Origin of the sequence: Nonomuraea africana (genome assembly GCF_014873535.1) — a bacterium.
In the GTDB taxonomy this organism is placed as follows: domain Bacteria; phylum Actinomycetota; class Actinomycetes; order Streptosporangiales; family Streptosporangiaceae; genus Nonomuraea; species Nonomuraea africana.
The window spans coordinates 2,984,510-3,008,890 of the sequence record NZ_JADBEF010000001.1 but is presented as its reverse complement, the minus strand read 5'-3'; the positions used below and the strand labels follow the sequence as shown (position 1 = coordinate 3,008,890).

Annotated in this window: 24 protein-coding genes; 15 read left to right on the top strand and 9 right to left on the bottom strand. The window is 68.4% G+C overall.

The genetic code is table 11. The features are described from left to right. Nucleotides 1-113: 113 nt before the first annotated feature. A complete protein-coding gene (locus tag H4W81_RS14220; protein ID WP_192775241.1) occupies nt 114-539 on the top strand; it encodes a hypothetical protein in 426 nt (141 codons plus the stop codon). Nucleotides 540-665: 126 nt separating this feature from the next. Here the strand turns inward: H4W81_RS14220 and H4W81_RS14215 are convergent, their stop codons facing one another. Together H4W81_RS14215 and H4W81_RS14210 are read right to left on the bottom strand one after the other, a co-directional pair. Further along, nucleotides 666-851 carry a hypothetical protein gene (locus H4W81_RS14215; RefSeq protein ID WP_192775240.1) on the bottom strand — a complete coding sequence of 62 codons (186 nt, stop codon included), beginning with the start codon at nt 849-851 and terminating at the stop codon, nt 666-668. A 466-nt stretch (nt 852-1,317) separates the two neighbouring features. Continuing rightward, nucleotides 1,318-1,926: a hypothetical protein gene (locus H4W81_RS14210; RefSeq protein ID WP_192775239.1), complete on the bottom strand. Its 609-nt coding sequence runs from the start codon at nt 1,924-1,926 to the stop codon at nt 1,318-1,320. A 313-nt stretch (nt 1,927-2,239) separates the two neighbouring features. Here H4W81_RS14210 and H4W81_RS14205 point away from each other — a divergent pair, with 313 nt between their 5' ends. Both H4W81_RS14205 and H4W81_RS14200 read left to right on the top strand, forming a co-directional pair. Beyond that, nucleotides 2,240-3,043, top strand: coding sequence for a hypothetical protein (locus H4W81_RS14205; RefSeq protein WP_192775238.1), 804 nt, complete (start codon nt 2,240-2,242; stop codon nt 3,041-3,043). Continuing rightward, entirely contained in the window at nt 3,040-3,225 is a 186-nt protein-coding gene (locus H4W81_RS14200) for a hypothetical protein (protein ID WP_192775237.1), read from the top strand. Before H4W81_RS14205 ends, H4W81_RS14200 begins: the two co-directional genes overlap by 4 nt. A 9-nt stretch (nt 3,226-3,234) precedes the next feature. Here H4W81_RS14200 and H4W81_RS14195 read toward each other — a convergent pair whose 3' ends face one another. Further along, complete coding sequence (locus H4W81_RS14195; RefSeq protein ID WP_192775236.1) at nt 3,235-3,375, bottom strand: hypothetical protein; 141 nt, start codon at nt 3,373-3,375, stop codon at nt 3,235-3,237. A gap of 182 nt (nt 3,376-3,557) precedes the next feature. On the opposite strand from H4W81_RS14195, the gene H4W81_RS49305 reads away from it, so the two are divergent. Then, a complete protein-coding gene (locus H4W81_RS49305) occupies nt 3,558-4,196 on the top strand; it encodes a DUF6461 domain-containing protein (protein ID WP_192775235.1) in 639 nt (212 codons plus the stop codon). Nucleotides 4,197-4,742: 546 nt separating this feature from the next. Here the strand turns inward: H4W81_RS49305 and H4W81_RS14185 are convergent. Further along, nucleotides 4,743-5,753 carry a quinone oxidoreductase family protein gene (locus H4W81_RS14185; RefSeq protein WP_192775234.1) on the bottom strand — a complete coding sequence of 337 codons (1,011 nt, stop codon included), beginning with the start codon at nt 5,751-5,753 and terminating at the stop codon, nt 4,743-4,745. Between the two features lie 209 nt (nt 5,754-5,962). Next, on the bottom strand, nt 5,963-6,664 hold the full coding sequence (locus H4W81_RS14180; protein ID WP_192775233.1) for a TetR family transcriptional regulator: 702 nt from the start codon (nt 6,662-6,664) through the stop codon (nt 5,963-5,965). A 79-nt stretch (nt 6,665-6,743) separates the two neighbouring features. Between H4W81_RS14180 and H4W81_RS14175 the strand changes: the two genes are divergently transcribed. The 6 genes from H4W81_RS14175 (at nt 6,744) to H4W81_RS14150 (ending at nt 13,042) form a co-directional block, all read left to right on the top strand. Continuing rightward, nucleotides 6,744-7,631, top strand: a complete 888-nt coding sequence (locus H4W81_RS14175) for an alpha/beta hydrolase (RefSeq protein WP_192775232.1) — start codon at nt 6,744-6,746, stop codon at nt 7,629-7,631. A 175-nt stretch (nt 7,632-7,806) separates the two neighbouring features. After that, nucleotides 7,807-8,307: a hypothetical protein gene (locus H4W81_RS14170; protein ID WP_192775231.1), complete on the top strand. Its 501-nt coding sequence runs from the start codon at nt 7,807-7,809 to the stop codon at nt 8,305-8,307. Then, nucleotides 8,279-9,127, top strand: coding sequence for an alpha/beta fold hydrolase (locus H4W81_RS14165; protein ID WP_192775230.1), 849 nt, complete (start codon nt 8,279-8,281; stop codon nt 9,125-9,127). The genes H4W81_RS14170 and H4W81_RS14165 overlap by 29 nt, the downstream gene beginning before the upstream one ends. A 219-nt stretch (nt 9,128-9,346) precedes the next feature. Next, entirely contained in the window at nt 9,347-10,057 is a 711-nt protein-coding gene (locus H4W81_RS14160; protein ID WP_192775229.1) for an AAA family ATPase, read from the top strand. Then, a complete protein-coding gene (locus H4W81_RS14155) occupies nt 10,018-12,042 on the top strand; it encodes a LuxR C-terminal-related transcriptional regulator (RefSeq protein ID WP_192775228.1) in 2,025 nt (674 codons plus the stop codon). The genes H4W81_RS14160 and H4W81_RS14155 overlap by 40 nt, the downstream gene beginning before the upstream one ends. Before the next feature lie 415 nt (nt 12,043-12,457). Further along, nucleotides 12,458-13,042: an HXXEE domain-containing protein gene (locus H4W81_RS14150; protein ID WP_192775227.1), complete on the top strand. Its 585-nt coding sequence runs from the start codon at nt 12,458-12,460 to the stop codon at nt 13,040-13,042. Here the strand turns inward: H4W81_RS14150 and H4W81_RS14145 are convergent. Then, complete coding sequence (locus H4W81_RS14145) at nt 13,024-13,566, bottom strand: TetR/AcrR family transcriptional regulator (protein ID WP_192775226.1); 543 nt, start codon at nt 13,564-13,566, stop codon at nt 13,024-13,026. The genes H4W81_RS14150 and H4W81_RS14145 overlap by 19 nt on opposite strands. Nucleotides 13,567-13,650: 84 nt before the next feature. Between H4W81_RS14145 and H4W81_RS14140 the strand changes: the two genes are divergently transcribed. From H4W81_RS14140 to H4W81_RS47180, 5 genes are all read left to right on the top strand, one after another. Next, on the top strand, nt 13,651-14,469 hold the full coding sequence (locus tag H4W81_RS14140) for an SDR family oxidoreductase (protein ID WP_192775225.1): 819 nt from the start codon (nt 13,651-13,653) through the stop codon (nt 14,467-14,469). A gap of 37 nt (nt 14,470-14,506) precedes the next feature. Then, nucleotides 14,507-15,154 (top strand): carboxymuconolactone decarboxylase family protein, encoded by a 648-nt coding sequence (locus H4W81_RS14135; RefSeq protein ID WP_192775224.1) that lies wholly within the window; start codon nt 14,507-14,509, stop codon nt 15,152-15,154. A gap of 126 nt (nt 15,155-15,280) precedes the next feature. Then, entirely contained in the window at nt 15,281-16,465 is a 1,185-nt protein-coding gene (locus H4W81_RS14130) for an FAD-dependent oxidoreductase (protein WP_192775223.1), read from the top strand. Between the two features lie 791 nt (nt 16,466-17,256). Then, complete coding sequence (locus H4W81_RS14125) at nt 17,257-18,246, top strand: alpha/beta fold hydrolase (RefSeq protein ID WP_192775222.1); 990 nt, start codon at nt 17,257-17,259, stop codon at nt 18,244-18,246. A gap of 87 nt (nt 18,247-18,333) precedes the next feature. After that, nucleotides 18,334-18,597: a hypothetical protein gene (locus tag H4W81_RS47180; RefSeq protein WP_225958618.1), complete on the top strand. Its 264-nt coding sequence runs from the start codon at nt 18,334-18,336 to the stop codon at nt 18,595-18,597. A 300-nt stretch (nt 18,598-18,897) separates the two neighbouring features. Here H4W81_RS47180 and H4W81_RS14120 read toward each other — a convergent pair whose 3' ends face one another. The 3 genes from H4W81_RS14120 to H4W81_RS14110 form a co-directional block, all read right to left on the bottom strand. Beyond that, nucleotides 18,898-20,202: an IS256 family transposase gene (locus H4W81_RS14120; RefSeq protein WP_192775221.1), complete on the bottom strand. Its 1,305-nt coding sequence runs from the start codon at nt 20,200-20,202 to the stop codon at nt 18,898-18,900. A 25-nt stretch (nt 20,203-20,227) separates the two neighbouring features. Next, nucleotides 20,228-20,434 carry a hypothetical protein gene (locus H4W81_RS14115; protein WP_192775220.1) on the bottom strand — a complete coding sequence of 69 codons (207 nt, stop codon included), beginning with the start codon at nt 20,432-20,434 and terminating at the stop codon, nt 20,228-20,230. 201 nt (nt 20,435-20,635) lie between these two features. After that, nucleotides 20,636-24,340: an nSTAND1 domain-containing NTPase gene (locus H4W81_RS14110; RefSeq protein WP_192775219.1), complete on the bottom strand. Its 3,705-nt coding sequence runs from the start codon at nt 24,338-24,340 to the stop codon at nt 20,636-20,638. Nucleotides 24,341-24,381: the final 41 nt, after the last annotated feature.

Genomic DNA, 24,381 nt, shown 5'->3' with positions numbered 1-24,381 from the left:
GCTTGTGCGGAGATTCCCCGGCCGGTGGTCGCACACCCCGCAAGCCGCTTTCACTGGCCTTGTCCAGCAGCCACAACCTGCTCACGAAGCAGGCCGACAGCACGGGGAGAGAAATGAACAACCGCATCAAGCGAGCCCTGGTCGTGCTCGCGACGTCGCTCTTAGCCGCCACGGCGCTGTTCGCCGCCGGCCCGGCGCCGGCCAGTGCCGAACCCTGGGGGTGGCGCTGGTGCGCCCCCAGCTACGTCGTCCTCGACTGCGTCGTCAACCAGGCCGGATCGCGGTCCGGCAGCATCGAGCCGCACAACCCCGAGGGCTGGCTCCACGTGAAGTACAACTCGGCGACCGCGGCGGCGTGCTACCTGCACTTCTGGTACACCGACCGGACCACCGGGTCGGAGCGCTACTTCGGCGGCCGGTGGGCGTTCCCGTACCGGAGATCCACCGACATCACAGGGCTCAACCCGTCGCGCTTCTATGACGTCCGCGTGTCGGCCGTCAACTGCGCCGCCTACGTGCGGGTCCAGAACTACAAGTAAGAAACCGCAAGTAAGAATCGCGAGGGACAGCCCGGGGCGGGCGGACCTGCCCCGGGCTCACTCACGCCTCCCTGCGGTCGGGTCCGGCGGCCCGTTCCCTCTCGCCGGCGGCCGCCGTGACCGGTGTCAGCCGAGCAGGTGCAGAACTCGTTCGGCCTGGCGTTCCAAGGTGCCCACGGGGTTGTGGGGTGTGGCGGGCCCGTCGGGGCCGAGCATGAGGAACCACCCCAGCGCCAGCAGACGGCGAAAAGCCCGTACGCGCTCGGCTTCCTGCTGGGTCAGGTCGATGCAGGCCAGCAGCCGCGGTCGCACATGCGGAAGTTCTGGATGCCGTTGGTCTGGCAATTAGTCATCAGGTCCATGAAGGCGGCGCGTTCGGTCTCGTCGTCTAGCTAGCCACGCTGGCGGTTCTTCTGTTGGCGGGTCTGCAGGCGGCAGGTCGAGACCAGGGGCGGTGCGGCTTGCGGGCGCCAGCGAAAGAGCCGACGTAACACGATCAGTTTTCCTCCGTTCGGTGTGATCATCCTGACAGTCAGCGGGCGACCTCTGGATGCCTCGGCCAACCATAGAGATCGAGAGCTACGGTCGCAGAACCGAGCCGGACCGCTTCCGGCTGTGGTTGTGCCCAGCCAGAGCCTCCCACGAGGTGCACAACGAGCCGCAAAAGGCCTGGGTCGCCGGCCGATGCCGGAAGCGATCCACTGAATGCCAGTCTTGCCGGCCGCGGGGCCCGCCGGGAGGAAGGATGGCCAGCCACGCCCGCGCGTCGGTGCCACCCTCAGGGCTTGTTCTGGACCTGATCGCCGACGGCGAGGACCTGTATGGAGACCCGCGCCATGCGCGAGGAACTGGCCGAGCGCCGCCGCCTGCCCGACGCCGCGAGCGAGCGGCTGGGCGAGCACGCCGCCTGATCTGTTCCGAACCAGGCAGTACGCTCCGCGATCAGACTGGAACTGTCAGTGCCGATCTCTACGGTGTTTCCCGTGGAAAACCTCGCCCAGGTGGCCAGCTGGGTCACCGACTTCGCCGCCAGCGCGTCGCTGACGCTCCTGCCCGCCGTCCCCGAAAGTGGTCTGGGCCCCGAGGTCCGGCTGACACCGGACATGATGGACCTGCCTGCCTTCCTCGCCCTGGCGCTGGCTTGTTCTGCGCCGTTGAGGGGAGCGATGGTGACCTCGGGCAGCAGGTCCAGTCCCGCCAGGAGGTCGTCGGCTTCGTCACTGCGGACGTCGAGGGAGGCGCCGGTGATGGCGAGGGCGGGCACGACCATCGGCTGGCCGATGGCGTCGTAGCCCTGGACCAGGCCGATGAGGTCGCTGTCGCCGCGGGCGATCTCGATGAGGACGCCGGTGTCGAGAATGTAGGGGGTGGGGGAGTGGATAGTCACTGCTCGCGCTGGCTCTCCATGTACGCCATCATGCGGGCCACTCGTGCCTTGTCGGCCTGGGCTGCCTTCTGCTGCCACACGGCGCGGACGCGGCGTTGCTTGTGCCTTTAAGGCGGGGCGCCTGATGGGCGTCGCCCAAGGCTCGATGGTGACCGCCCAGCGGAAGTCAGTAGCCGATCCCCCCGACCACCTGGTAGGCGTGGCGTTCAAACGCGCCCACGGACGCACGCCCTCCGTCTGGCGCCACTCCTCTTGATCGATTGTAGGGTGAGGCGTTCGCTCCCATCCCCTCCGACCCCCCAGGAAGCGTCCCGTGTTACGTCGTCACCGTTCAGCCCTGCCCGCCCTGCTCGTCACCGGTCTGTACGGCGCCGCGCTGACGGTCGCCGTCGTCGTCGCCCTGATCTCTGGCAGCCTCGGCCCGTTGTGGTGGCTGACGCTGTTCGCGACCGTGACCGAAGGCGTCGCGGCGACAGGGCAGAACCTGCTCCTCCTGGTCCTGGCCGGGCTGTCCTGGGCATGGGGGATCTGGCAGATCCTGCGCGGGCCGCTGGCGGGGCCGCCGCCCCAGCAGGACCGGAACACCCTGCGGTTGCGCGTGGCGCTCTACGTCGCGACAGCTACGACGTGGCTGCTCCACGTCACCGCGTCGTCGATGTGGGCAGATGCGACGGTGATCGACTCTGCGGCGATGTGGGTGGTCGTGCTGCTGTTCATGCGGGTGCTGGGCCGCGACCGGCAGTACACGCGGGGCGCGGGGGTGCTGGGGTACGGCGGTTTCACCGTCATCGGCGTACTCGACCTCGTCGGCTGGCCCGTCCCGGATGGGGCGGAGCTGATCTGCGGCCTGGCAGGCCTGGCCTGGACGGCGCTGGTCCTGCGGGCCCAAGGGTACGACGACCGCTGGGGGACGGCGACCGTCGCGTACGGTATCGCCGCCCTGGTGGCGCCGATCTTTCTGGTACTGGCGGCATTGCCGTTCCCGGACGAGGGAAGCGCCGTCGAGGCTCTCGGTGTGGTCTCGAGCGTCCTGATCATGATCTGGCTGGCCCGCTCCGCCCACGACCTTGCCGCCCCACGCCACCAACCGGCCGCCCAGACTACGTTGGAGGCATGAGCCGACGAGCAGGCGCGTTGTCGGCCATCGCCGCCGCGCTCGTGCTGGCGGCGATGGCCATGGTGATCATTCGTCCGAGCGATCCTGAGCGCGCCGCCCCAGGATCGTGGAACGATCGTGCTCCCGAGGACGTCGCGTCCTACTGGACCACCGAACGCATGCGTGAGGCAGACCCCGGCTGAGAGACGGGATCAGCGGACCGAGACGTCGTTGAAGACGTTGATGGCGCCGTCGCCGTGGTTCGCCGACTTCGCGATGATGTTGGTGGGAGCCCCGTCGGCGAAGTCGCGGTGGCTGTAGGCGCCGATGATGTAGCCCCAGCCCCGGGCCACCTGCAAGTCCTGCAACCAGGATCGCCGCTGGCGCCGTGGCGCATGTAGCAGTTGATGTGGATGCGGTCGTCGGACGAGCTGGCGCGCGTGGTGTTGCCCAGGCAGTAGCACAGGTCGTTGCCGCTGAAGTCGGTGCGCTGGTAGCCGTCCTGCGGGAAACCGAAGGAGCAAAGGAGCAATGCGTGAACACCGGACAGCCCCCGACTGCCGACCTGCGCGAGCACTACCGGCAACTCCGCTCCAGCCAGCCATGGCTCGACGTGGCCATGTGCTGGACCGTAGTGGTCCCAGACAGCGGACAAACGCTCCCTCTGAACCAGCTCGCCGCCCGGCTCAGCGGAGCTGCGCCGCATCGGCTCCATGAGCCGGCGCTTCCCAGAGCCGTCATGCTCCCCTACGACACCGACAATCCCGTGTTCGCCGATTGGTGCGGATCCGCCGCCATGCTCGTGGAGGGCGACTACCTCGGATCAACCCCCGCCGTGCTTCGGCGACTCAGTCAGGAAGCGCGGGCCTACAGCGCCTGGTGGAACGTCAACGCCCATAACCGGCTGAGCTTCGCGACCGGAGGCGAGCTCATCCTGACGATCGACGCGTTCGGCCCCGGGCGCCCGGAAGACCATGCCGGCATCGGCCAATGGCCGCAACTGCAGGCGATGACGGACTTCTTTGTCGAGTTCGAGGAACGCGACGAGGACTACGACTGGCAAGCCGCCATGCTCGCGGTCATCGACCAGACCACAGGAGCAAGGCTGACCAGCGAGTGGCTGGAGCAACCGCATCCGTACATAACGGTCCGCATGCCCGACGCAGCACGCTGAACCCTAGGGAGCTCGGCTGGGAAACGATCACGACCGTCTCGGGGAGCGATCTTCACCAGGGCGTCATCGTCGCCGCTCAACCACACTCGTGAACGCCCCTGGTAGTGCCCGCGCCTCTACTCAACGACCAGGTCAGACCAGCGGAGAACGAACAGCACACCATCTTCGCCGCTAAGCACCGCGCGGCCGGCCGCCCCGCCCGCGCGGAGCACGACGATCTCCGCCTCCGCGTCAGGCTGGCTGACTCCCGCACGCTCGGCTGCCCCGTCGAGGGCCCACTCCTGCACGTCGTCCGGCGCCAGAACATCAACGGGGGGCTCGGTTTTCGCTGATCAGCGCGTGGACGCTGGACGAGGGCGGCTGGGACCCCGATCACCATCGAGAAGTCCAAGGGGGTTACCGGAAGGCATGCACCACCTGAGATAGCTACGTGCTGCAACCGATAGCTAACTCTTCGCATATTGTCAGAGCGGCCCGCAGGATTGGTGCGATGGCGGCTCACCGTTAGCTATAGGAGGTCCAGGCCTTCACGGTGTGGTTCGTTGGCTATGGCCTGGCCGGTGTCCGGCCGGTCGGCGGCTGCTCGTGCGGCAGGAGCAGGGTCTTGCCGATCGTCCGGCGCTCTTCGATCGCTCGGTGCGCCTCAGCCGCCGCCTCCAGCGGCAGGACCGCGCCGACGGAGACCTTCAGCGCGCCCGTGGCGAGATGATCCGTCAGTTGCCCGATGGCCTGCGCGGTGCGCTTCGGGTGTCGCATCCAGCCCATGAGGGAGTAGCCGATGATCGACAGGTTGCGGTCCATCAGCGACATGCTGGGGAACGTGTCAGGAGTGCCGCCGGCTGCCCCATAGGTGACCATGCGGCCGAACGGCGCCATGCATCGCAGGCTCCGCAGAACGACATCGCCACCGGTGGATTCCAGGACCAGGTCGGCGCCCCGGCCGCCGGTGGCCTCCAGGACGCCCTCCACCCAGCCGTCAGCGGTGTAGTCGAGGACGACGTCGGCGCCGAGGGCCCGGGCGTGGTCGAGCTTGTCGGCGCGGCTCGCGGTGCCGATGACGGTCTTGGCGCCGGCCAGCCGGGCGAGTTGCACCGCGAGCGTGCCGACCCCGCCCGCAGCGGCGTGCACGAGGACCGTGTCGTCGCGGCGGATGGATCCGGCCTCGTGGAGCGTCTGGTAGGCCGTGAGACCATGCACGGGCAACGCGGCAGCGTCCCGGCTGCTGATGGTCTCCGGCAGCGCGACGACCGCCTCCGCCTGCGCGACGGCGTACTCGGCGTAACCATGCTCGACCCACGCCGCCACCCTGGTGCCGGGCGAGAGCCCTTCGGTGCGTGGGCCGGACCGTTCGATCGTGCCCACGACCTCGATGCCGAGCCCGGTGGGGAGCGGCAGTTCGGGGCCGAAGGCGCCGCGCCGCTTCATGACGTCACCGTAGGCGACGCCGGCCACCTCGACCTTGAGCAGCACCTGGCCGTCTCCTGGTTCCGGCACGTCGACGTCATCCAACCGCAGGACGTCGGGACCGCCGAACTCGTGGATACGGATGGCCTTCATGCGATGGTCCCCTCTTTCAACCGCTCGAAGTACTGGCGAAGGGCGCCGGTGTCCTGCGCGAACGAATCCGCGGTGTGGCCAATTCGGCGTGCCCGGGATCTCGGCCTCCGGGCGGCTGCTTACATGCCAGCACGCTGCCGGGTGGCAATCGAGGATGGTACGGCGCGCACCTGCTCGATCTTCCGTCTCAAAATCAAATCTCAGAATCTTTAGATTTTGAGATAGCGATAGATGGTGGCCCGGGAGACGTCGAAACGGGTGGCGATCTCCTCGGCGCTGCAGCCCTCGGCGTACAGGGAGCGCACCTGTGTGACCTGCTCGTCGGTGAGGATGGCGCGTCGTCCGCCGTTGCGTCCCCGGGCGCGCCCGCGCGCCCGGGGCATGACCGGTTCGCCCAGCAGTGCCCGGGCGCCGTCCAGGATCAGGCTGCGCAGCTGTTCGGCGGGTGTGTCACGAAACAGGACCACCGGATCGGCCAGCCCGGCGACCACCTGGCAGGCGCGCACCCGCTGCTCGAACCCGGCGCCCGGTCCGGCCACCAGCTCGTTGGCCAGGGCGATCGCGGTGCGGAAGCGGTCGGCGATCGGCGCCTGAACCAGCAGTGTCATGTCCTTGACCAGCATGGTGAGCGTCTGGCGGTGGCGCAGGTGGACATCGACATAGCCCTCGATCGCCCGCCACCGCACCTGCTCGGCGCTGTCGCCGGACTCGGCCTCGGCCAGCACCGCCTCCAGTTCGTCCAGTAGCGGAATGGTGAGCTGGCGGAGGATCTCCTCCTTGGAGTCGAAGTGGTAGTAGAGGGCGGCCTTGGTGATGCCCACCTCGTCGGCGATGGCCCGCATCGAGGTGGCGCGGTAGCCGCGGGCGGCGAACAGGACGCGCGCCGCCTCCAAGATCCGCTCAAATGTCATTCGATCTCACTTACCTACGGTCAGTTCTTTCGCAAGTGTGCTTACCGACAGTCAGTCTATTGCTGCGGGGATGATCTGTATGCGAACCAAGGTGTCCTTCACCGCCGCCGGCGTGCGGTGCGCCGGCTACCTCTACCTGCCGGCCGATTCCGAGCCGGTGCCGTGCGTGGTGCTCTGCCACGGCTTCAGTGGGACGATGGACCGGCTCTTCGACTACGCGGACCGCTTCGCCGCCCAGGGCTTCGCGGCCCTGGTCTTCGACTATCGCGGCTTCGGCGAGAGCGAGGGCGATCCGCGCCAGGTTCCCGACATCGACGGCCAGTTGGTCGATGTCCGGGCCGCCCTGGCTTTCGCCCGCGCGCACGAGCGGGTCGACCCCGGCCGGGTGCTGTTGTGGGGCAACTCCCTGGGCGGCGCGCACGCCATCACCGTGGCCGAGGGCGATCCCCGGATCGCCGCCGTGGTGGCGCAGATTCCGTTCAACGGATTTCCGAAGAAAGTCGAGGGACGCTCGACCGGTGAAACGCTGCGGCTGCTGGGCGCGATCGTCTGGGACGCGCTCCGCGGCAAGCTGGGTCTGCGGCCGTACTACATCCCCATGGTCGGACGGCCGGGAGAATTCGCCGTCACCGCCACCCCCGAGGCCGACCAGCACATCCAGACCCTGACCGGCGGAGGAACAACGCTGTGGCGCAACAGCGTCGCCCCGAGGGGCCTGCTGCAGATGATGCGCTACCGGCCCGCAGAGGCCGCCGCTCGGCTGACCTGCCCGCTGCTGGTCTGCGCCGCCGCCGAAGACCGGGAGACACCGCTGGAGACCACCCGAATGCTGGCCGACCGCGCGCCGCGAGGTGAACTGCGCGTCTACCCCGGCACCCACTTCACCTTCTACACCGACCCGACCTTCCGGGACCGGGTAGTCGCCGACCAGATCGACTTCTACCGTCAGAAATCCGCAATGGCGTGACGGAGAAGCGCATGAGCGAGCAAATCGGGACCCCGCCCCGCGCAGCCCGACCACGCGGGAAACACGAAGAGCTCCTGCGGAAGCGGCTGACATGGTTGCTTCTGTCGCACGACGGGACCGCATCGCCTCGCCGGCCCTTGACGGAGCACGACAAGTACTTGCTAACGTTCGTCAAGTGAACCAATCGAGTACGGCAGAGCACGTCGAACTGGCCGGAGAACTCGTCCGGCTGATGGAAACCCGGATCGTCGACCCGCTCGAGATCCTTTTTGAGTCGGATGATCAGGTCCAGCCGATTCGGGAACGGCTGCGCATCGAGGCCGAGGTGTGGGCGGCACAGCTGCTCGGCCCGGACGACAAGCTAGCGGTTCATACGGTGGCGCGGCTGATCGCGGCGGCCTTCCCAGGCGACCGACCGTTCGACCCGCCGGGGGCATGGTGGCGGTCCGCCCTCGGTCAGGCCGTCGCCCGACGGGCGGGGCACCCGGGTGCCGTCGCTGTGCCGTACGCCACCGCGGCGGCCATGCTCGGCATCACCCGCCAGGGGGTTCACGACCTCGTCAAGCGCGCGAAGCTCGAACGCCATCCCGACGGCGGGGTGACCACCGAGTCCGTCCGCGCCCGGCTCAACCAACCGAAGGAGCAGCGTGTCCCCTCAGGACATCACCATCACTGATCACGTCATTCCCCTGGCTGCCCGCGACCACAGCGGGGACGGCCCCGCCGTACTGCTCCTTCATGGGCTGGGCGGGACACTCGAAGCATGGGATGCCCTGGCGCCGCTCCTCGCGCGAGAGCACCGGGTCGTGGTCATGGACCTGCGCGGACATGGGCTCTCCGGGGACGGCCCATGGGAGTGGGACGCGGTTCTCGGCGACCTGGAGGCCGTGGTCAAGCATTTCCACCTGGACCGTCCGGCGATCGTGGGCCACTCGCTCGGCGGCATGCTCGCCCTCATGTGGGCGCTACGCCACCCCGACTGCCCGGCGATCGTCAACCTCGACGGCCTCCGGTCCGTGGAGAACGACCCGGGCAACTATCCGGGCATGGCGACAGAGGCGTTGAAGGCGGCCCTTGACCAGCTCAGGGCCACCTTCGATGCCCAGGCCGCGATGATGGACCGGCCGATTCCCGCCGAGCAGGCGGCGCTGTTTCCCCAGCGGTCCCTTACCACCCGGGACGGCCACAGCTACCTGCGTCCTAGCTCGGAGACTCTGGCCGCGCTGCGCTACGCGCCGGAGTTTCGTGACGCGATCCCGCTCCTGCGGGTGGTGACGTGCCCCGCACTGGTGGTCCTGGCCGACCGGGACCCGGCGGGAATGGACGGCGGAGAGCTCATGGCCGCCTTCCGCCGAGGGGTGCGGCGCGACCTTCTCGATCTGCCGGGCACTGTTGAGGTGACCGAACTGGCCGCGAGCCACAACATGGTCGCGGAGCAGCCGAGCGAGCTCGCCGATCTGATCATCCGCTTCCTCACAGGCTCCGCGGAGGGATGAGCCCCCCACGTCGCCACCCTGCAGATCGTGAGTTCCGGGCGCGCGCGGACCTCCCGCAGGCCCTCATCGGCAAGGAGGCACCCCGGCTCAACCGGGCCCGCCCAGGTACCCTGCTCTTGATCCGCCCCGACGGCTACATCGCGCTACGCACCGAGGAACCCAAATGGTGGACGCCTACTTCGACCGAACCCTTTCACTCACCGTCGCGAACACGATCTGATGTTGTACGGGCGTCAGGCGGAACAAGCCGCCGTCGACGAGTTGCTGCAAGCCCCCTCCGGCGCTCTGGTCGTGCGTGGCGAGGCGGGCATCGGCAAGTCGGCCCTCCTGGACTACGCCGCCGCGAAAGCGCATGCACGCGTGCTGCGGGTCAACGGTGTCGAGTCCGAGGCCGACCTGCCGTTCGCCGCCCTGCACCTGTTGCTCCGCCCGGTCCTCGACCACCTGGGAGCGCTGCCGCAGCAGCAGGCCGAGGCGTTGCGCGGCGCGCTCGGCCTCGGCGGCCCGACCCGGGGAGACCGTTTCCTCGTCGGCCTCGCGACGCTCGGCCTGCTCGTGGAGCTGTCGGCGGCGGGCCCGGTGGTGTGCCTGGTCGACGACGCCCAGTGGCTGGACGGCGAGTCGGCCGACGCGCTGCTGTTCGCCGCCCGCCGCCTGCATGACGAGCCCGTCGCTGCGTTGTTCGCCGCGCGCGACGGCGAGTTCCCCGCGCGGGGGCTTCCCGAGCTGTGGCTGCGCGAGCTGGACGCCGAGGCTGCCAGCGGCCTGGTCGCAGAGCAGGCGGCGAATCTGCCGCCGGTTGTACGGGACCAGCTGGTGGCCGAGGCCGGAGGCAATCCGCTGGCGCTGGTCGAGCTGCCCCGCATGCTCACCGCCGAGGGGGCCCGCTCGTGCCGCTGTCGTTCTCCCTCGGCACGGCGCAGCCGGTGACGGACCGGGTGCTGTGCGGTTTTCGCGAGCGGATCTCGGCGCTCCCCGTCACCACCCGTTTCTGCCTGCTGGTGGCGGCCTTGGACCACCAGGAACTGGGAGGGCTGGCACGCGCGGTCGGGCTGCTCGGCGCCTCGCTGGTCGACTTCGCCGAGGCCGAGCGGGCCGGCCTGGTCCGGGTGGGCACGGCGGGCGTCGCCTTTCATCATCCGCTGGTGCGTACGGCGGTGCTGCTGGCCTGTGACATTGCCGACCGGATGGCCGCGCACCGGGCACTGGCAGAGACATCCGACGACGACCGGCGAGCCTGGCATCTGGCCGCCGTCACTCTGCACCCAGATGAGGAGGTGGCAGGAGAGCTGGAGAGCCTGGCGCTGCGGGCGCGGGGCCGCGGCGGGCAGGCGGCGGTGTCAGCGGCCTACGCGCGCGCGGCGGAGTTGTCCGCTGAGCCGACCCAGGCCGTACGGCGGTGGACGGCCGCGGCCGAAGCCGCGATCGAGGCGGGTCTGTGGCAGCGTGCGGGCGAGTTGGTGGACCGGGCGCGGCGCCTTGCGGAGGAGGCGACGCTGAAGGGCTCCATTCTGGCTGAGCTCCTCTACGTGCGCGCCAAGCTGGAGGTGGAGGCGGGCCGGCCGCTGGCGGCCGTGCGGCTGCTGCACGAGGGGGCGGCGGTGGCCGACGATCTGCCCGTCAAGCTGTCGCTGCTGAGTATGGCGGGCTACTACACCTGGGCCAGCGCCACCCATCCCGACCAGCTCCCGCTCGCCCGCCGCACCGAGGAACTCGGCCCGGAGGGCGAAGGGCCGGCCGCCGTGGTCCGCACGATCAACCACGCCTTCCGCCTGATCCTGGAGGGTGACGCCGTGACCACGCTCACCTACGAGATGCCGGATCCCACCGATCGGCTGCCGTCTGAACTGCGCGTTCTCATCGCCTTCCATGGCCTGGCGCGTGCCGACACCGCCAGCATGCTCAACAGCGCGGCCGCGCTTCTGGAGGAGTACCGGGCGGAGGGGTGCCTGGGACGCCTGCCCCAGGCCATGTCGATCATGGCCATCGCCGAGATCCTCGACGGCCGGCACCCGTCCGCGCGGGCCACGGTGAGCGCGGGTCTGGTCCTGGCCTCCGACGTTGGGCAGCCGATGTGGCGCGGCTACCTGGCCGGCCTGCTCGCCTGGCTGTCCGCGGTGGCCGGGGCGCAGGAGGAGTGCGAGGCGATGGCCGAGCAGGCGGTTCGCGACGCCGACCACCGTCGCTGGATGCCTGCGGCCTGCTGGGCCGAGTACGCGCGCGTCATCCTCGACCTCTCGCAGGGCCGCTACGAGGCCGTGCTCGACCGGATGGACCGGGCCATGGCCGGTCCATCCCGCCACGCCTTCGTGTGGCGCCATGTCTGGCCGGACTACGTCGAGGCCGCCGTCCGGGCAGGAGATCCGCAGCGTGCCCGGGAGCACCTCAGGCGATACACGGAATGGGCCGAGTCCACCGGCCGGCCGGGAGCGCTCGCCGTCCTGCACCGGGTCCGCGCGTTGCTGGCCCCGGACAGCGCGGCCGGGTCGCTGTACGAGCGGGCGCTTGATCTGCACGCCGAGGGCAGGCAGCCTTTCGATGAGGCACGCACCCAGCTGGTCTACGGGGAGTGGCTGCGCCGCCACCGGCGCCGCGCCGAGGCACGCGCCCAGCTCCAGGCCGCCATGGAGGCCTTCGACCGGCTCGGCGCGGCTCCCTGGTCGGCCCGTGCCGCGGCCGAGCTACGCGCGACCGGGGTCAGCTTGCCGGACCGTGCCCGCGCCGGGGATCCGCTGGCTGCGCTGACTCCGCAGGAGCTGGAGGTGGTGCGGTTGGCCGTCACGGGTGCGTCCAACCGGGAGATCGGTGCCCAGCTGTTTCTCAGCCCGCGTACCGTTGCCTCTCACCTGTACAGGGCCTTTCCCAAGCTGGGTGTCTCCTCACGTGCCGAGCTGGCCAGGCTGGAGCTGGCATAGGTCAGACCCGGCGGTAGATGATCGGCTGCGCGGCGACGCCGTTGGCCTTGAAGTTGGCCAGCACGAAGGTGCGGAAGGTGGGCCGGAAGAGATTGATCAGCTTCATGCCGCTGACGCTAGGCCGCACCCCTCGCCGACCGCCTCAGTCACCTGACTGAATCGCCATGCTGATCACCTCCCTCGCTTGCGGCTCCGGAGAGGGGTGGCCGACAGCTCCTCTACACGGCCCATGCTGAACGTGCCCTCCTCCGCAACGAAGCGGCCATGTCCAGCTCGCACAAGGCCTGGCAGACTGCCGCCAACGTGACCGTTGAGGTCGTTGAGCCTCGCCCGTCGCTTGACTGGTATGACGGCGAACGAACATCAGTCACGTGACGGAGGCGGCGGTCACCTCGAAATTCGTAGCGTCAGGGCCATGCCCAAACGACCCGAGCCGTATTCGGCGACCGTGATGGCGATCCTGGCCGTCGCGTTCTGTGCCTGGGCTCTGCTGACCCTTCCCATCCAAGGTGCCGTCGTCCTCGTGGTGGCCAGCGTGCTGGCCTGGAGCGGCTGGATGGCTTTCAGTTACGCACGCCCAGTGAAGTCAAGGAAAGTGATCGCCGTCTACCTGTGCGCGGTGGGCTTCCAGCTCATCCACATGGCCGAGGAGTACACCGGCGGCTTCCCCCACGAGATCGTCGAGTTGTTCGACTGGCCGGAGAACGAGTTCCTCCTCGTTTTCGTCTTCGGCTTCGGCGCGCTCTACTTCTTCGCCGGAGCGGGTGCGCTCTACCGCATCCGGGTGGCCAACTTCTTTCTGTGGTGGTACGCCCTGGGCGCGGGCCTGCTCAACGGCATCGCCCACTTCGTCTTCCCCATCCTCAAGGGTGGCTACTTCCCCGGTCTGTACACCGCCGGCGGCCACTTCATCATGAGCGGCCTGCTGATCTACTTCCTCATCAAAGAGAACCACCTGCTCAAGGCGGAGGAGCAGCAGGTTCACGCGCTGGTCAGGTAGCGCTGAAGGGTCGGCGCGAGCCACTCGATCACCTCCTCATCCGACATGTCGACCGCGGGAGGGAATTTCAGGATGTAGCGACACAGCGCCATCCCCAGTACCTGGGAGGCCACGAGCGCCGCCCTCGTCGCCGCCCGATCCCCGGCGGAGGTAACGATCATGGGTGCGAGCTGGGCGCCGAACACCTCGCGCATGCGCTGGGCCGCGGCCTCGTTCGTCACCCCCGTACGCAGCAGGACCTGGAGCCCGTCGTCGGCGCGCCACCGCTCCAGGAAGTGCCTGATGATCGTCTCGCCCAGACGTTCGCGCGACACCTGACTCAGGTCGGGCAGTCGCAGATCGAACTCGGCGGCGGTGGCGAACAGCTTCTCCTTGGAGCCGAAGTACCGCATCACCATCGCCGGGTCGATGCCGGACTCGGCGGCCACCGCCCGGATCGTCGCCTTCTCATACCCGTCGGCGGCGAAGCGCTCGCGCGCCACCGCCAGGATGACCGCCTTGGTCTCTGCTGCCGATCTTCTCATGCCAACAATTGTAGGCCAACACGTGTTGACTTCGCGAGCCGATGAGGTCAACAATCGTTGGCATACGACGAAGGGAGCACGACAATGTCGAAGACCGTCCTGGTGACCGGCGCCTCCACCGGAATCGGGCGCGCCACCGCCCTCCTGCTGGCCCGCGAGGGCTTCACCGTCTACGCCGGGGTACGAAAGGAGGCCGACGGCCAGGCGCTCGGCCCGACCGTCATCCCGATCCAGCTCGACGTCACCGACGCCACCCAGATCGCCGAGGCCGCCGAGCGCCTTGGCCACCTCGACGCGCTGGTCAACAACGCCGGCATCGGCGTCACCGGACCGCTCGAGTTCGTCCCGCTGGATGCGCTGCGCTGGCAGTACGAGGTCAACGTCTTCGGCCAAGTGGCCGTCACCCAGGCGATGCTGCCGATGCTGCGCGCCTCACGCGGCCGCGTGGTCACCGTGGGCTCGGTGGGCAGCTGGATCACCCTGCCGTTCGGCGGCCCGCTGTGCTCGTCCAAGCACGCCATCCGCTCACTCAACGACGCATTGCGCATGGAGCTCAAGCCGTACGGCGTGGCCGCCGTCCTCATCGAACCCGGCTCCATCCACACCGACGCCGTCGACAAGCTCGAGGACGAGGTCGAACCCCGCCTGGCCTCCCTCGGCGAGGAAGGACGGCGGCTGTACGGCCGGGCCTACCGCACCATGACCACCGCCGGCCTCAGGGAAGAGCGCACCGGCTCCAGCCCCGACGTCGTCGCCCGCGCCGTCCTGCACGCCCTCACCTCGAACAAGCCCCGCTCCCGGTATCCGGTCGGCAAGAAGTCACGGCTGATGAGCACCCTCGGCCGCATCGTCCCCCAGTACACCCTCGACCGCCTGCGCCTTCGCGCGCTCGGTCTGTCCTGAACCTGTTGATCTGAACTTCGTCTGAACGGAGCACGCCATGACCCAACTCGCCGGAGCCGAGGCCCTCGCCGCCCTCGACCCCGTCTTCGCCCAGCTCGCCGTCGGCGCGGGCCACAACCTGTGGGGCCTGACCCACCTGACCACGCGCGAAAAGGCCTTCGTCTGCCTGACCGCCGACCTGTGCCACCCACACCTCGACCTACCCCTGGCCATGCACCTGCAGATGGCACTGACCCAGGGGGTCGACCCCGAGGCGATCCGCGAGCTCTACCGGCACCTGGCGCCCTACGTGGGCTACCCGATCGTGGTCACCGCCTTCCAACGCCTGACCGAGCTCGGATTGCCCCGAGCCCAGGACGACAAGCCCGTCGAGCCGGCGCCGCTGGCCGGACCGCTCGCGCGAGCCGTACACGCCCTGGAGGACGTGGACCCGGGCCTGGCCGCCTTCACCGAGGACCAGCTGGCCCAGCGCTGGGCCCGCCCACACCTCACCATCCGCGAACGGGCCATCGCCTGCCTGACCGTGGACGTCTTCTACCAAACACTCGGCGAATCCCTGCGCCTGCACGCCGAGCTGGCCAAATCAGCCGGCGCCACCGACGACACCCTGCGCGACCTGCTCCGCGGCGTGGCCGAATTCGGCATGCCAAGAGCCTGGGCAGCCGCCCGGGCCCTGCGCCAATAGAAGGCTGCGCTCCGCTGGCTGCGCCATGACAGCACGAGGGGCATGGACATCCGCCAGCCATCCTGACCCGGGTGCGCGGCCCCTTGCTCTCAACTTCTGTCCCCGAACCCATCAGGGAGATCTTCAATGAGCGTTGTCATCGCCGGTGGCGGCCCCGCCGGGATGATGCTCGGCCTGCTGCTAGCCCGCAATGGCGTCGAGGTCGCCGTCCTGGAGAAACACAACGACTTCGTGCGCGACTTCCGAGGCGACACCGTACATCCCTCCACCCTGGAAGCACTCGACCAGCTGGGCCTGACCGAGCGCTTCCACCGGCTGCGGCACCGCAAGGTCACCACGCTCAACGTACCGCTGGGCGGCGGTCTCACCTCGATCGAGGCGTTCGCCGGAATGAAAGTGAAATTTCCGTACATCGCCTTCGTGCCGCCGTGGGACTTCCTCAACCTGCTCGCCGAGGAGGCCCAACGTCATCCGACCTTCACCCTCCACAAGAGCACCCCGGTGCGCGACGTTATCCGCCGGGTCGGCAAGGTCGTGGGAGTGCGCTGCGAGGACGGCCGCGAGTTCCACGCCGACCTGGTCGTCGGGGCCGACGGCCGGAATTCGGCGGTACGGCAGGCGGCCGGAATGCAGCTGCACGAGCTCGGCGCGCCCATCGACGTGATTTGGTTCCACCTGACCCGACACGAGGGCGACCAGGAGGACCACATCTTCCAGCTCGCCCGCGGCCGCGGCATGGTCGCCATCGACCGCGGCGACTTCTGGCAGTGCGGCTACCTCATCGGCAAGGGCGGCTTCGACGACTGCAAGGCCAGAGGCATCGAGGCCTTCCGCCGGGACGTGGCCGAGGTGGCCCCGATGTTCGCCGACCGCACCGGCGAGCTGGCCTCCTTCGACACCATGGGCTTCCTGGAGGTGCAGGTCAACCGCCTGCACACCTGGCACCAGCCCGGCCTGCTGTGCATCGGCGACGCGGCCCACGCCATGTCACCGGTCGGCGGGGTCGGCATGAACCTGGCCATCCAGGACGCCATCGCCGCCGCCAACATCCTCACCCGCCCGCTTCTGGACGGCACCCTCGACGACGGTCATCTGGCCGCCGTCGAACACCGCCGCGAATGGCCCACCGTCCTCACCCAGCAGGTGCAGGCAATCTTGCAGCGCCAGGCCTTCGACCGCAGGTGGAAGGACGGCCAGCCGCCGGGCCTGCTCCGCTTCCTGATCCAACGCACCGCCATCCCCCGCTACCTGTCCGGACGACTCCTCGCCCTCGGCTTCCGCCCCGAGCACATCCAGGAGATCCCGAAATGATCGTCGCCAACGCGGGTCGAGGTGACCATGCTGAACAAGCAAGCGGGCTTCCTGCACGACTTCGGCGGCGACACTGGAGCACACTGCCGTTCGGCGGCCCGCTGTGCTCGTCCAAGCACGTCCTTCCCTCGTTCAACGACGGGCTGCGCATAGAGCCCAAGCCGTACGAAGTCACGACTGATGAGCGCCCTCGGCCGCATCGTCCGCCAGTACACCCTCGACCCTCTGCGCCTTCGCGCCCTCAGCCTGTCCTGAGCAGAGCCCATTATGACCCCGCTCGCCAGAGTCGACGCCCTGACCGCGCTCGACCCCATCAGTAGAGTACGGAGCCCTAACTGCTCACCGGCCCCCTGACCGGGATCTACGACCCGAACGGCATGGGTGTTCGCCATCCTGGCCGTCGGCGCCCAGCTCGACCGCAACTACATCCGCGAAAAGACCCTGGAAGGCCAGCAGAGCGCCGCCGCCAAGGGCCGCCACGGCCGGCGGGGCCCAGGGTCATCGACGACGACCTGCTCACCTTCACGCGCCCTGCGCGCCACGGACCCCGAGATCGCCAAGAAACTCACCATCAAGACCGGGTCGGCCTTGCGGCTGGTCCTGGTCGTCGAAATGCCCGACAGGCGGAACCGCCAGGTGCCGAAGACGTTCGTTGCCTATCGACGCTCAGCGTGTGGATCGTGCGACCAGACGCTGTGTGAGCCGGATCACTCACCGTGTCTGTCACAGTGCCCCGCACCAGCCCGGTCCAGACCCATGAACGCCCTCCCCAACGTAGTTAGAGGATCATCATGGTCAGCCTTGACGACACATCTCGACCTGCCGCCACCCAGCCGGTCCACAGGCGGCGCTGGCGGCGCTGGTTGGCGGCTGCGATAGCGCTGCTGGTGGCCTCGGTGCTGTTCGGTGCGTACGGCTGGCAGCCCGGCGAGGACGGCCGCGCGTTCCGCTCGCCGTACCTGGCCCAGGTCGGCTCACACTACGCCGACACCCCGATCGCCCGCTTCCACTACGTCCAGGCCGGATCCGGCACACCGGTGATCCTGCTCTCGCCCGGCGGCACCTCGGTCATCGGCTGGAAGGACCAGCTCACCGTGCTGGCCCGCGACCACACCGTGTACGTGGTCGACCTGCCAGGCCAGGGCTACACCCGGCTGAAGGACTCCGGCTTCGCCTTCGACCTGGACGCCATGGTCTCCGCCGTCGGCGCGTTCATGGACAGCCTCGGCGTACGGCAGGCCGCGCTGGCGGGTAACTCCTGGAGCGGCGGCTGGGCTCTGGCCTTCGCCCAGCGTCACCCCGATCGCGTCACCAAGCTCGCCCTGCTTGACGCCACCGGACTGGACCTGCCGGGCACTCTGATATGGGAATCCCTGAAGATCCCCGTCATCGGGGAACTGGCCGTCAAGCTGTCCACCGGCAAGTCCACTGTCCGCAGCCTGGCCGAGGGCATGATGGTCAACAAGGGCCGCGTCAGCGAGCAGCTGCTGGACGAGTGGTGGGCCCCGATGACCTTCCGCGACAACATCCGCGCCACCTACCTGCTGGAACGCCGGTTGGACTGGGCGCAGACCGAACGCGCCCTCCCCGCCACCAAGACCCCGACCCTGGTGCTGTGGGGCAAGCAGGACACCATCCAGCCCGTCCAACGCGCCCACCGTCTCGCCGAACTGCTCCCGAACGAGCAGCTCGTGATCTTGGATGGCTGCGGACACGCTCCCCAGCTGGACTGCCCGGACCCGGTCAACCGCCACCTCCAGACCTTCTTCGCCGATTCATGATGCTTAGCCCCCTACCTAACCGGCCGGAGCCACGCGAGATTTCAGTCGTTGTGACTGTTTCGATCGGGGCCGCCGATCCATACGGTCATGATCAGCCATCTGAACCACCAGTTCCAGCTCAAGGCGGTCCTGGCCCGATGCCCGGAGCTGACCACGCTCGTCAAGCACGTCCGCTCCTTCGCCATCATGCTCACCCAACGCCAAGGCCAGGACCTTCCTGGCTGGCTCGCCGCAGTGAAGGCTGATGATGAGCTGCGCTCCCTCCACGCCTTTCGCCAGTTGTCTGGAGCGGGATCTCGACGCAGTCACCGCCGGCCTCACCCTGCCTTGGAGCTCCGGCCAAGACTGTAAAAGAACCGGGCAGACCCGAGACGCGTTGTCACCCGCGCTGTCGCATCAACTTGACGTCGCTATTCGCCACAGCCGCCATCGTCATCACCAAGGCCGATCGTTGGCCGCCCACGCCTCACCGTCGACGTCGTCAAGACCACCAGAGAGTCACCACCCGACAGCGCGGACGAACTGGCACCTACTCAACGGCGCTGACACAGTCCCTGCGCGTAGATAACGGTGTCGAGGATCACGCGACGCCGGGTTCCAAGCACTCACGGGGGGTGTGTCCAGTTAACGGTGTATCTCGATCTTGATTAGTTATCGGGTGGTCGGGTTCAGGCGGCCTTCGAAGGTGATGGCGAAGGCGTTCAAAGCGGCTTTCCAGCGGGTGATCCAGCGTTTGCGGCCCTTGCCGGTCGGGTCCAGGCTCATGATGGCCATGTAGACGCACTTGAGCGCGGCTTGCTCGTTCGGGAAGTGGCCGCGGGCCTTGACTGCCCGCCGGATGCGGGCGTTGACCGACTCGATGGCGTTGGTGGAGCAAATCACCCGGCGGATCTCGGTGTCGAAGTTGAGGAAGGGCACGAATTCGGCCCAGGCGTCCTCCCATAGCTTCACGATCGCCGGGTACTTGCCGCCCCAGGTCTCGGCGAACTCGTAGAGGCGCTCGAGCGCGGCGGCCTCGGTCGGGGCGGTGTAGACGGGCTTGAGGGCCTTGGCGATGGCGTCCCAGTGCTGGCGGGCGGCGTAGCGGAAGCTGGCGCGCAACAGGTGAACGACACACGTTTGCACCACCGCCTGCGGCCAGACGGTCTCGATGGCCTGAGGCAGCCCCTTCAGGCCGTCGCAGACCACCATCAGCGCGTCAGCGACGCCGCGGTTCTTGATCTCGGTCAGCACGTGCAGCCAGAACTTGGCGCCCTCTCCGCCGTCGCCGGCCCATAGCCCGAGGATGTCACGCTCGCCGTCGACGGTGACCGCCATCGCCACGTAGATCGGCCGGTTGGCGACCTGGCCCTCACGCAGCTTGACGTGGATAGCGTCAATGAAGATCACCGGATAGACGACATCGAGCGGCCGGTTCTGCCACTCGGCCATCCCCTCCAGCACCTTGTCGGTGATGGTGGAGATGGTCTGCTTGGAGACCTCAGCGCCGTAAACCTCGGCCAGGTGCGCGGAGATCTCGCCGGTGGTCAGGCCCTTGGCGGCCAGCGAGATGACCATCTCATCCACCCCGGACAGCCGTCGTTGCCGCTTGCGCACGATCTTCGGCTCGAAGCTGCCGTCCCGATCGCGGGGGACGGTGATCTCCACCGGCCCGACGTCGGTGATGACGGTCTTGGCCCGGCTGCCATTGCGGGTGTTGCCCGTCTCGCCGCCGGAGCGTTCGTGCTTGTCGTAGCCGAGATGGTCGGTGATCTCGCCTTCGAGAGCGGACTCCAGTACCAGCTTGGTCAGCCGGCCCAGCAGCCCGTTCTCCCCGACCAGTTCGACTCCTTCGGCCCGCGCCTGGTCGACCAGCTTGGCCACCAGCTCCCGATCCGTCGAGTTGTCCGGCTTCTTGCGCGCCACCGCGGCGTCCTCCAGGTCGATCTCCGTCGATGCCTGGATCACAGTACTCATCAGGTGCGTTCTCCTTGATCAGGAGTTACACCGAAAACCGTACAGTCCCCTCACGGGCCCACCGGATGATGGTGCCGACCGCGGTGGACAGGGTGATCTGGCGGCGGTAGGCGCACGCGCCGCGGTGGGCCGCGAGCGCCTCGGCGACCTCGGTCTTGGTGGGGTGCCCGTCGGCGCGGATCTCCCAGTCGATCTCCCAGCGATTGGGGGCATTGCGCCAGGCTGGCCACACCTCGACCGACCAGGTAGAGCTGAGCGGGGCGCAAAAGGCACGGATGGCCTGAGCGCGGGTGATGGGAAGGCGGGTGTGCTCCCGCAGGGGTGAGACCTCGCCGGGCTTGACGGCGCGGACAGCCAGGCTCCAACTGATTGAGTCGAATGCCCACAGATCGCGACCTTCGGGAGAAACGGCCGCCGTCTCTCGCGGGTCTCATCAGTGGCAGGTCTTTTGATAGGCCAGTTCTGGGATGTGTTCTTGCCACTCGGCAGGGGACAGGCCGCCGTCCCGGCGGCAGATCATGGCGGTGGCGGTGCCGGGATCGACGGTGATCTCACGTAAGGCCCCGTCGGCGGATGAAATGAGGAGAGCCGTCCGGTTGAATGCCACGGCGGGCGGGGACTGGGTGTTGAAGCTGATCGGTGCGGCGATCCGCTGATATCCCCGCCAGTCCCATAGCTGGATGCCTGACCCGCCTTCGCCGGCGACGGTGGCGAGCAGCCCGCCCTGCGGGTAAGGGACAAGAGCGTTGATCGGCACCGTGTGCGCGCTCTGCGGTGGGGCCAGAGGCCGGCGCAACTCCCTGTCCCAGAACGTCAAACGCCCGTCGACGTCGCCGATCGCGGCGATGTTCTCGATGAAGAGAATCTCTCCCTCGGCACGAGCGTCGGATGAGCGCTGGCGTATCTCTCCGGTGGCCGTATCGACCAGGATTCGCCCCGGCGCAGATACGTCCACGAACAATCGGCGCCCGTCCGGCTCGAAGATCATAATCCCTGATCCCGCATCGGAGACGGTCCGGATCCATCTCCGAGCTCTCACGTCCCACAATTCCAGGTCGTCGAACCCCTCTTTGGTATCCAAAAAGGGGGCGAACGCAACGGTTCTGCCGTCGGGGGAGAAGGTCAAGGACATGACTCCGGCGGCTTCCTGGCTCCGGATGCGGAACGCGCCGATGCTGCGGCCGTTCGTGACGTCCCACAAGGTCACCATGGGTGACAAGGGATGGGTGAGCGCGAGCGTGCGCCCATCGGGGCTGAACACCGGGGAGTACGCCGTCTCCGTAGGGTCCTCTTCAGGGAGATCGTCGACGGGTAGCGGGCCGCTCACGGGTTGCCGCGCGGCGACATCCCAAATGCGCACCTCCGGCCTACCTTCTCGAAGGTTCGTCGTCACCAGGAAGCGGCCGTCGGGGCTGAACAGCCGCTCGTCGCCTCCGGGAGCAAGCACCTCCGGGCGGGTGTAGGGCGAGATGTCCAGAACGTTCACCGTGCCGAACTGGCCGATCACCCGGAGAACCCGGGCATTCGGCGAGATACGGGCATCGGGTCCCTCAATGTCGGGGGGAATCGGGGAGCTCATCAGCATTGTGCCGTCGTCCGCCCGCCACAGGGTCACCCGCCCCTCAGCCTGCGTCCCGACCAGGAACCGGCCGTCGAGACTGAACTCCACATGTCCGGAAGCCGGAAGCAGTGGGCGTAGGGCCTCCTTGCCCGAGGAGATGTCGAACAGCCGGATACCGTCCTTGGTGGAGACGGCCAGGCGCTTCCCGTCTGGACTGAACACTCCATCTGTGGCGGTTTCCGGTAGCCAGGGGGCCCGGAGCGGCTTACGCTTCTCGAGGTCCCAGAGCTCCACTCGCCTCCCCGAGCTCGCTCCAATGCCGAGGGTCAGCGGGGTGGTCGTCAATTCATCGGCTTCCGCTGGGATGACCATGGCCAGCCGGCCGTCCGGGCTGATGGCGCTGACCGGCTCGTCGAGCACGCGTGTCCCGTCCGCGACGCTCCAGACTTCGTTCATCTCATCGCGGACCCCGATGAGAAAGCGCCCGTCCGGACTGAACTCCGTAGGGCTGAGCTGGGCGAATGCCACGCCGAGATCCGTCAGGCGTCCGCCGTCGACGGCCCACAACTGTGCGTTGCTCCCGTCGTCCACCGCCACCGTACGGCCGTCAGGACTCCACACCAGTTCGAAGACCTGTTGCCCCCTCCATGTCGCGCTCGCGACCTCCTTTTTCGTGGCCAGGTCAAGCACGCGCAGGGCGGCCGGCTGCGCCGCCGTACCGGGTGTGTAGACGGCCAGCCTGGTGCCGTCCACGCTGAGCCCATGCACCAGGTCCGTCGCGTCGTAGGGGGCGGTGACGACGTCCACCAGGGGGAGTGCCATCGAGTCGATCAGCTCGCTCTTGGCCTCGGGGACCTGGGCGATCCGCCAGGCTGCGGCGCTCAATCGGCGGGCCAGCTTCGGGTCGCTCATCCGCAGGCTGGCCGCGCGCCTGGCGGCCAGCCGGGCCGTCGCCTCCTCCAGCCGATCGTCGGCCAGGCCGGCCTGCCGGATGGCGACTCCCGCCGCGGCCATGGAGGCGACCAGCAAGACCACCAGAACGGCCGAGACGGCGACCCGCCTGCGGGATGTGCGCCGGGCCAGTGCCGCGCTTGCGTGAACGAAGTTCCGTTCCAGGGGCGTGAGGTCGTCGCGGTCACCCGGCTCGATGAACAGCTTGTCGACGACGGCCAGGCGGGTGCCCCGGTAGAGGAGCCCGGCATCCCGGCCGTGCGCCTCCCATGCCTTGGCCGCCTCGGTCAACTGCCGATGTGTGCGCAGGCGGTCGCGTCCTTCGTCCACCCATCCACGTAGTCGCGGCCACGACTCGATCAAGGCCTCATGGGCGAGCTCCACGGTGTCCTGGTGCAGTGTGAGCAGCCTGGCCGCGGCCAGTTGCTCGATGACCAGCGCGGTGTCCGCCTCCCCGTACGGGTCCAGCTCCGCCCGGGCGGCGGGACGGCGGGTGTCCTGGGCCTGCTCGCCTGGATTGATCAGCCTGAGCAGTATTCGCCGGGCGATCCTCGCCTGTGCCGGCGACAGGCCGGCATAGAGCTCCTCCGCGGTATGGCTGATCGCCCCGTGGACTCTGCCCACGCTCTCGTAGGCGTCCAAGGTCAGCATCTTCCCCGTACGGCGGCGCCAGACCTCCCGCAGCGCGTGCGACATCAGCGGAAGCGCCCCGGGCTCGTCGGCGACGTCGGCGACGATCGCGGCCGTCAGCGCTCGCTCCACCGTCAAACCCTCGGCCATGGCCGGCCGGACGATCGCTTCTCTGAGCTCCTCGTGGTGCATCGGCCCGACCAGCAGGTTGGCCTTGCGCAGGGCTCCGGTGAGCTCGCGGTGCTCGGCGCATCGCCCGTAGAAGTCGGCGCGAACCGCTATGACCACCTTCATCCGGCTCTGTGCTTGGCGCGCGCTGAGCAGCAGGTCGATGAACTGCCCACGCTCGCGCTGGTCCTGGCAGAGAGTGAACACCTCCTCGAACTGGTCGACCACGATCAGCATGTCGAAGTCGCCCTCGCCAGGGAGGAACCGGTCGGCGTGCCGCATCGGGTGCTCTCCCGGAGTGACTATCAGGCTCTGCCCAAAGGATTCGCCCGAGGGTGTCGTCTCCCCACGTGCGGCAGGCACGAGCCCGGCACGCAACAGGGACGACTTACCGCTGCCCGAAGGGCCGAACACCGCGGCGAAACGATGCTGTCGAAGCAACTCGTGCAGTTCCTCGACGAGCCGCTCCCGTCCGAAGAATCGACCGGAATCGTGTGTGTCGTACGGGGCCAGGCCCAGGTACGGCCCGCCGGCACCGTCATCGTCCGCCCTCTCGCGGGCCAATTCATGAGCGACCTGCTGCCAGCGGCGCTCCCATTCGGAGACGTCTCCGCCGCATGTTTCCACGAAGGCGAGGACGACGGGCAGTGAAGCCAGACGCTCACCTGCCGCCGCCTGCGACAGCGTGGTGACCGAGTAACCCGCGCGCTTGGCCATGGCCCGATAGGTGAGGCCGCCCGCTTCCTGGCGCAGCTTGCGTAACTCGGAGGCAAAACGTTGAACCGGTCCCGCTGCCGGGTCCACCGGACTTTCGCGACGGCCCACCACCGTTACGGGACTCCATTCGCTAGACGACGAAGACGGTTCGG

Bases quoted from the DNA above. Each gene is read 5' to 3' on its own strand.
- H4W81_RS14220 (WP_192775241.1), top strand. From the start codon at position 114: ATGAACAACCGCATCAAGCGAGCCCTGGTCGTGCTCGCGACGTCGCTC.
- H4W81_RS14140 (WP_192775225.1), top strand. From the start codon at position 13,651: ATGTCGAAGACCGTCCTGGTGACCGGCGCCTCCACCGGAATCGGGCGC.
- H4W81_RS14175 (WP_192775232.1), top strand. From the start codon at position 6,744: ATGCGAACCAAGGTGTCCTTCACCGCCGCCGGCGTGCGGTGCGCCGGC.
- H4W81_RS14125 (WP_192775222.1), top strand. From the start codon at position 17,257: ATGGTCAGCCTTGACGACACATCTCGACCTGCCGCCACCCAGCCGGTC.
- H4W81_RS14160 (WP_192775229.1), top strand. From the start codon at position 9,347: ATGTTGTACGGGCGTCAGGCGGAACAAGCCGCCGTCGACGAGTTGCTG.
- H4W81_RS14145 (WP_192775226.1), bottom strand. From the start codon at position 13,566: ATGAGAAGATCGGCAGCAGAGACCAAGGCGGTCATCCTGGCGGTGGCG.
- H4W81_RS14150 (WP_192775227.1), top strand. From the start codon at position 12,458: ATGCCCAAACGACCCGAGCCGTATTCGGCGACCGTGATGGCGATCCTG.
- H4W81_RS14120 (WP_192775221.1), bottom strand. From the start codon at position 20,202: ATGAGTACTGTGATCCAGGCATCGACGGAGATCGACCTGGAGGACGCC.
- H4W81_RS47180 (WP_225958618.1), top strand. From the start codon at position 18,334: ATGATCAGCCATCTGAACCACCAGTTCCAGCTCAAGGCGGTCCTGGCC.
- H4W81_RS14130 (WP_192775223.1), top strand. From the start codon at position 15,281: ATGAGCGTTGTCATCGCCGGTGGCGGCCCCGCCGGGATGATGCTCGGC.
- H4W81_RS14180 (WP_192775233.1), bottom strand. From the start codon at position 6,664: ATGACATTTGAGCGGATCTTGGAGGCGGCGCGCGTCCTGTTCGCCGCC.
- H4W81_RS14200 (WP_192775237.1), top strand. From the start codon at position 3,040: ATGAGCCGACGAGCAGGCGCGTTGTCGGCCATCGCCGCCGCGCTCGTG.
- H4W81_RS14135 (WP_192775224.1), top strand. From the start codon at position 14,507: ATGACCCAACTCGCCGGAGCCGAGGCCCTCGCCGCCCTCGACCCCGTC.
- H4W81_RS14185 (WP_192775234.1), bottom strand. From the start codon at position 5,753: ATGAAGGCCATCCGTATCCACGAGTTCGGCGGTCCCGACGTCCTGCGG.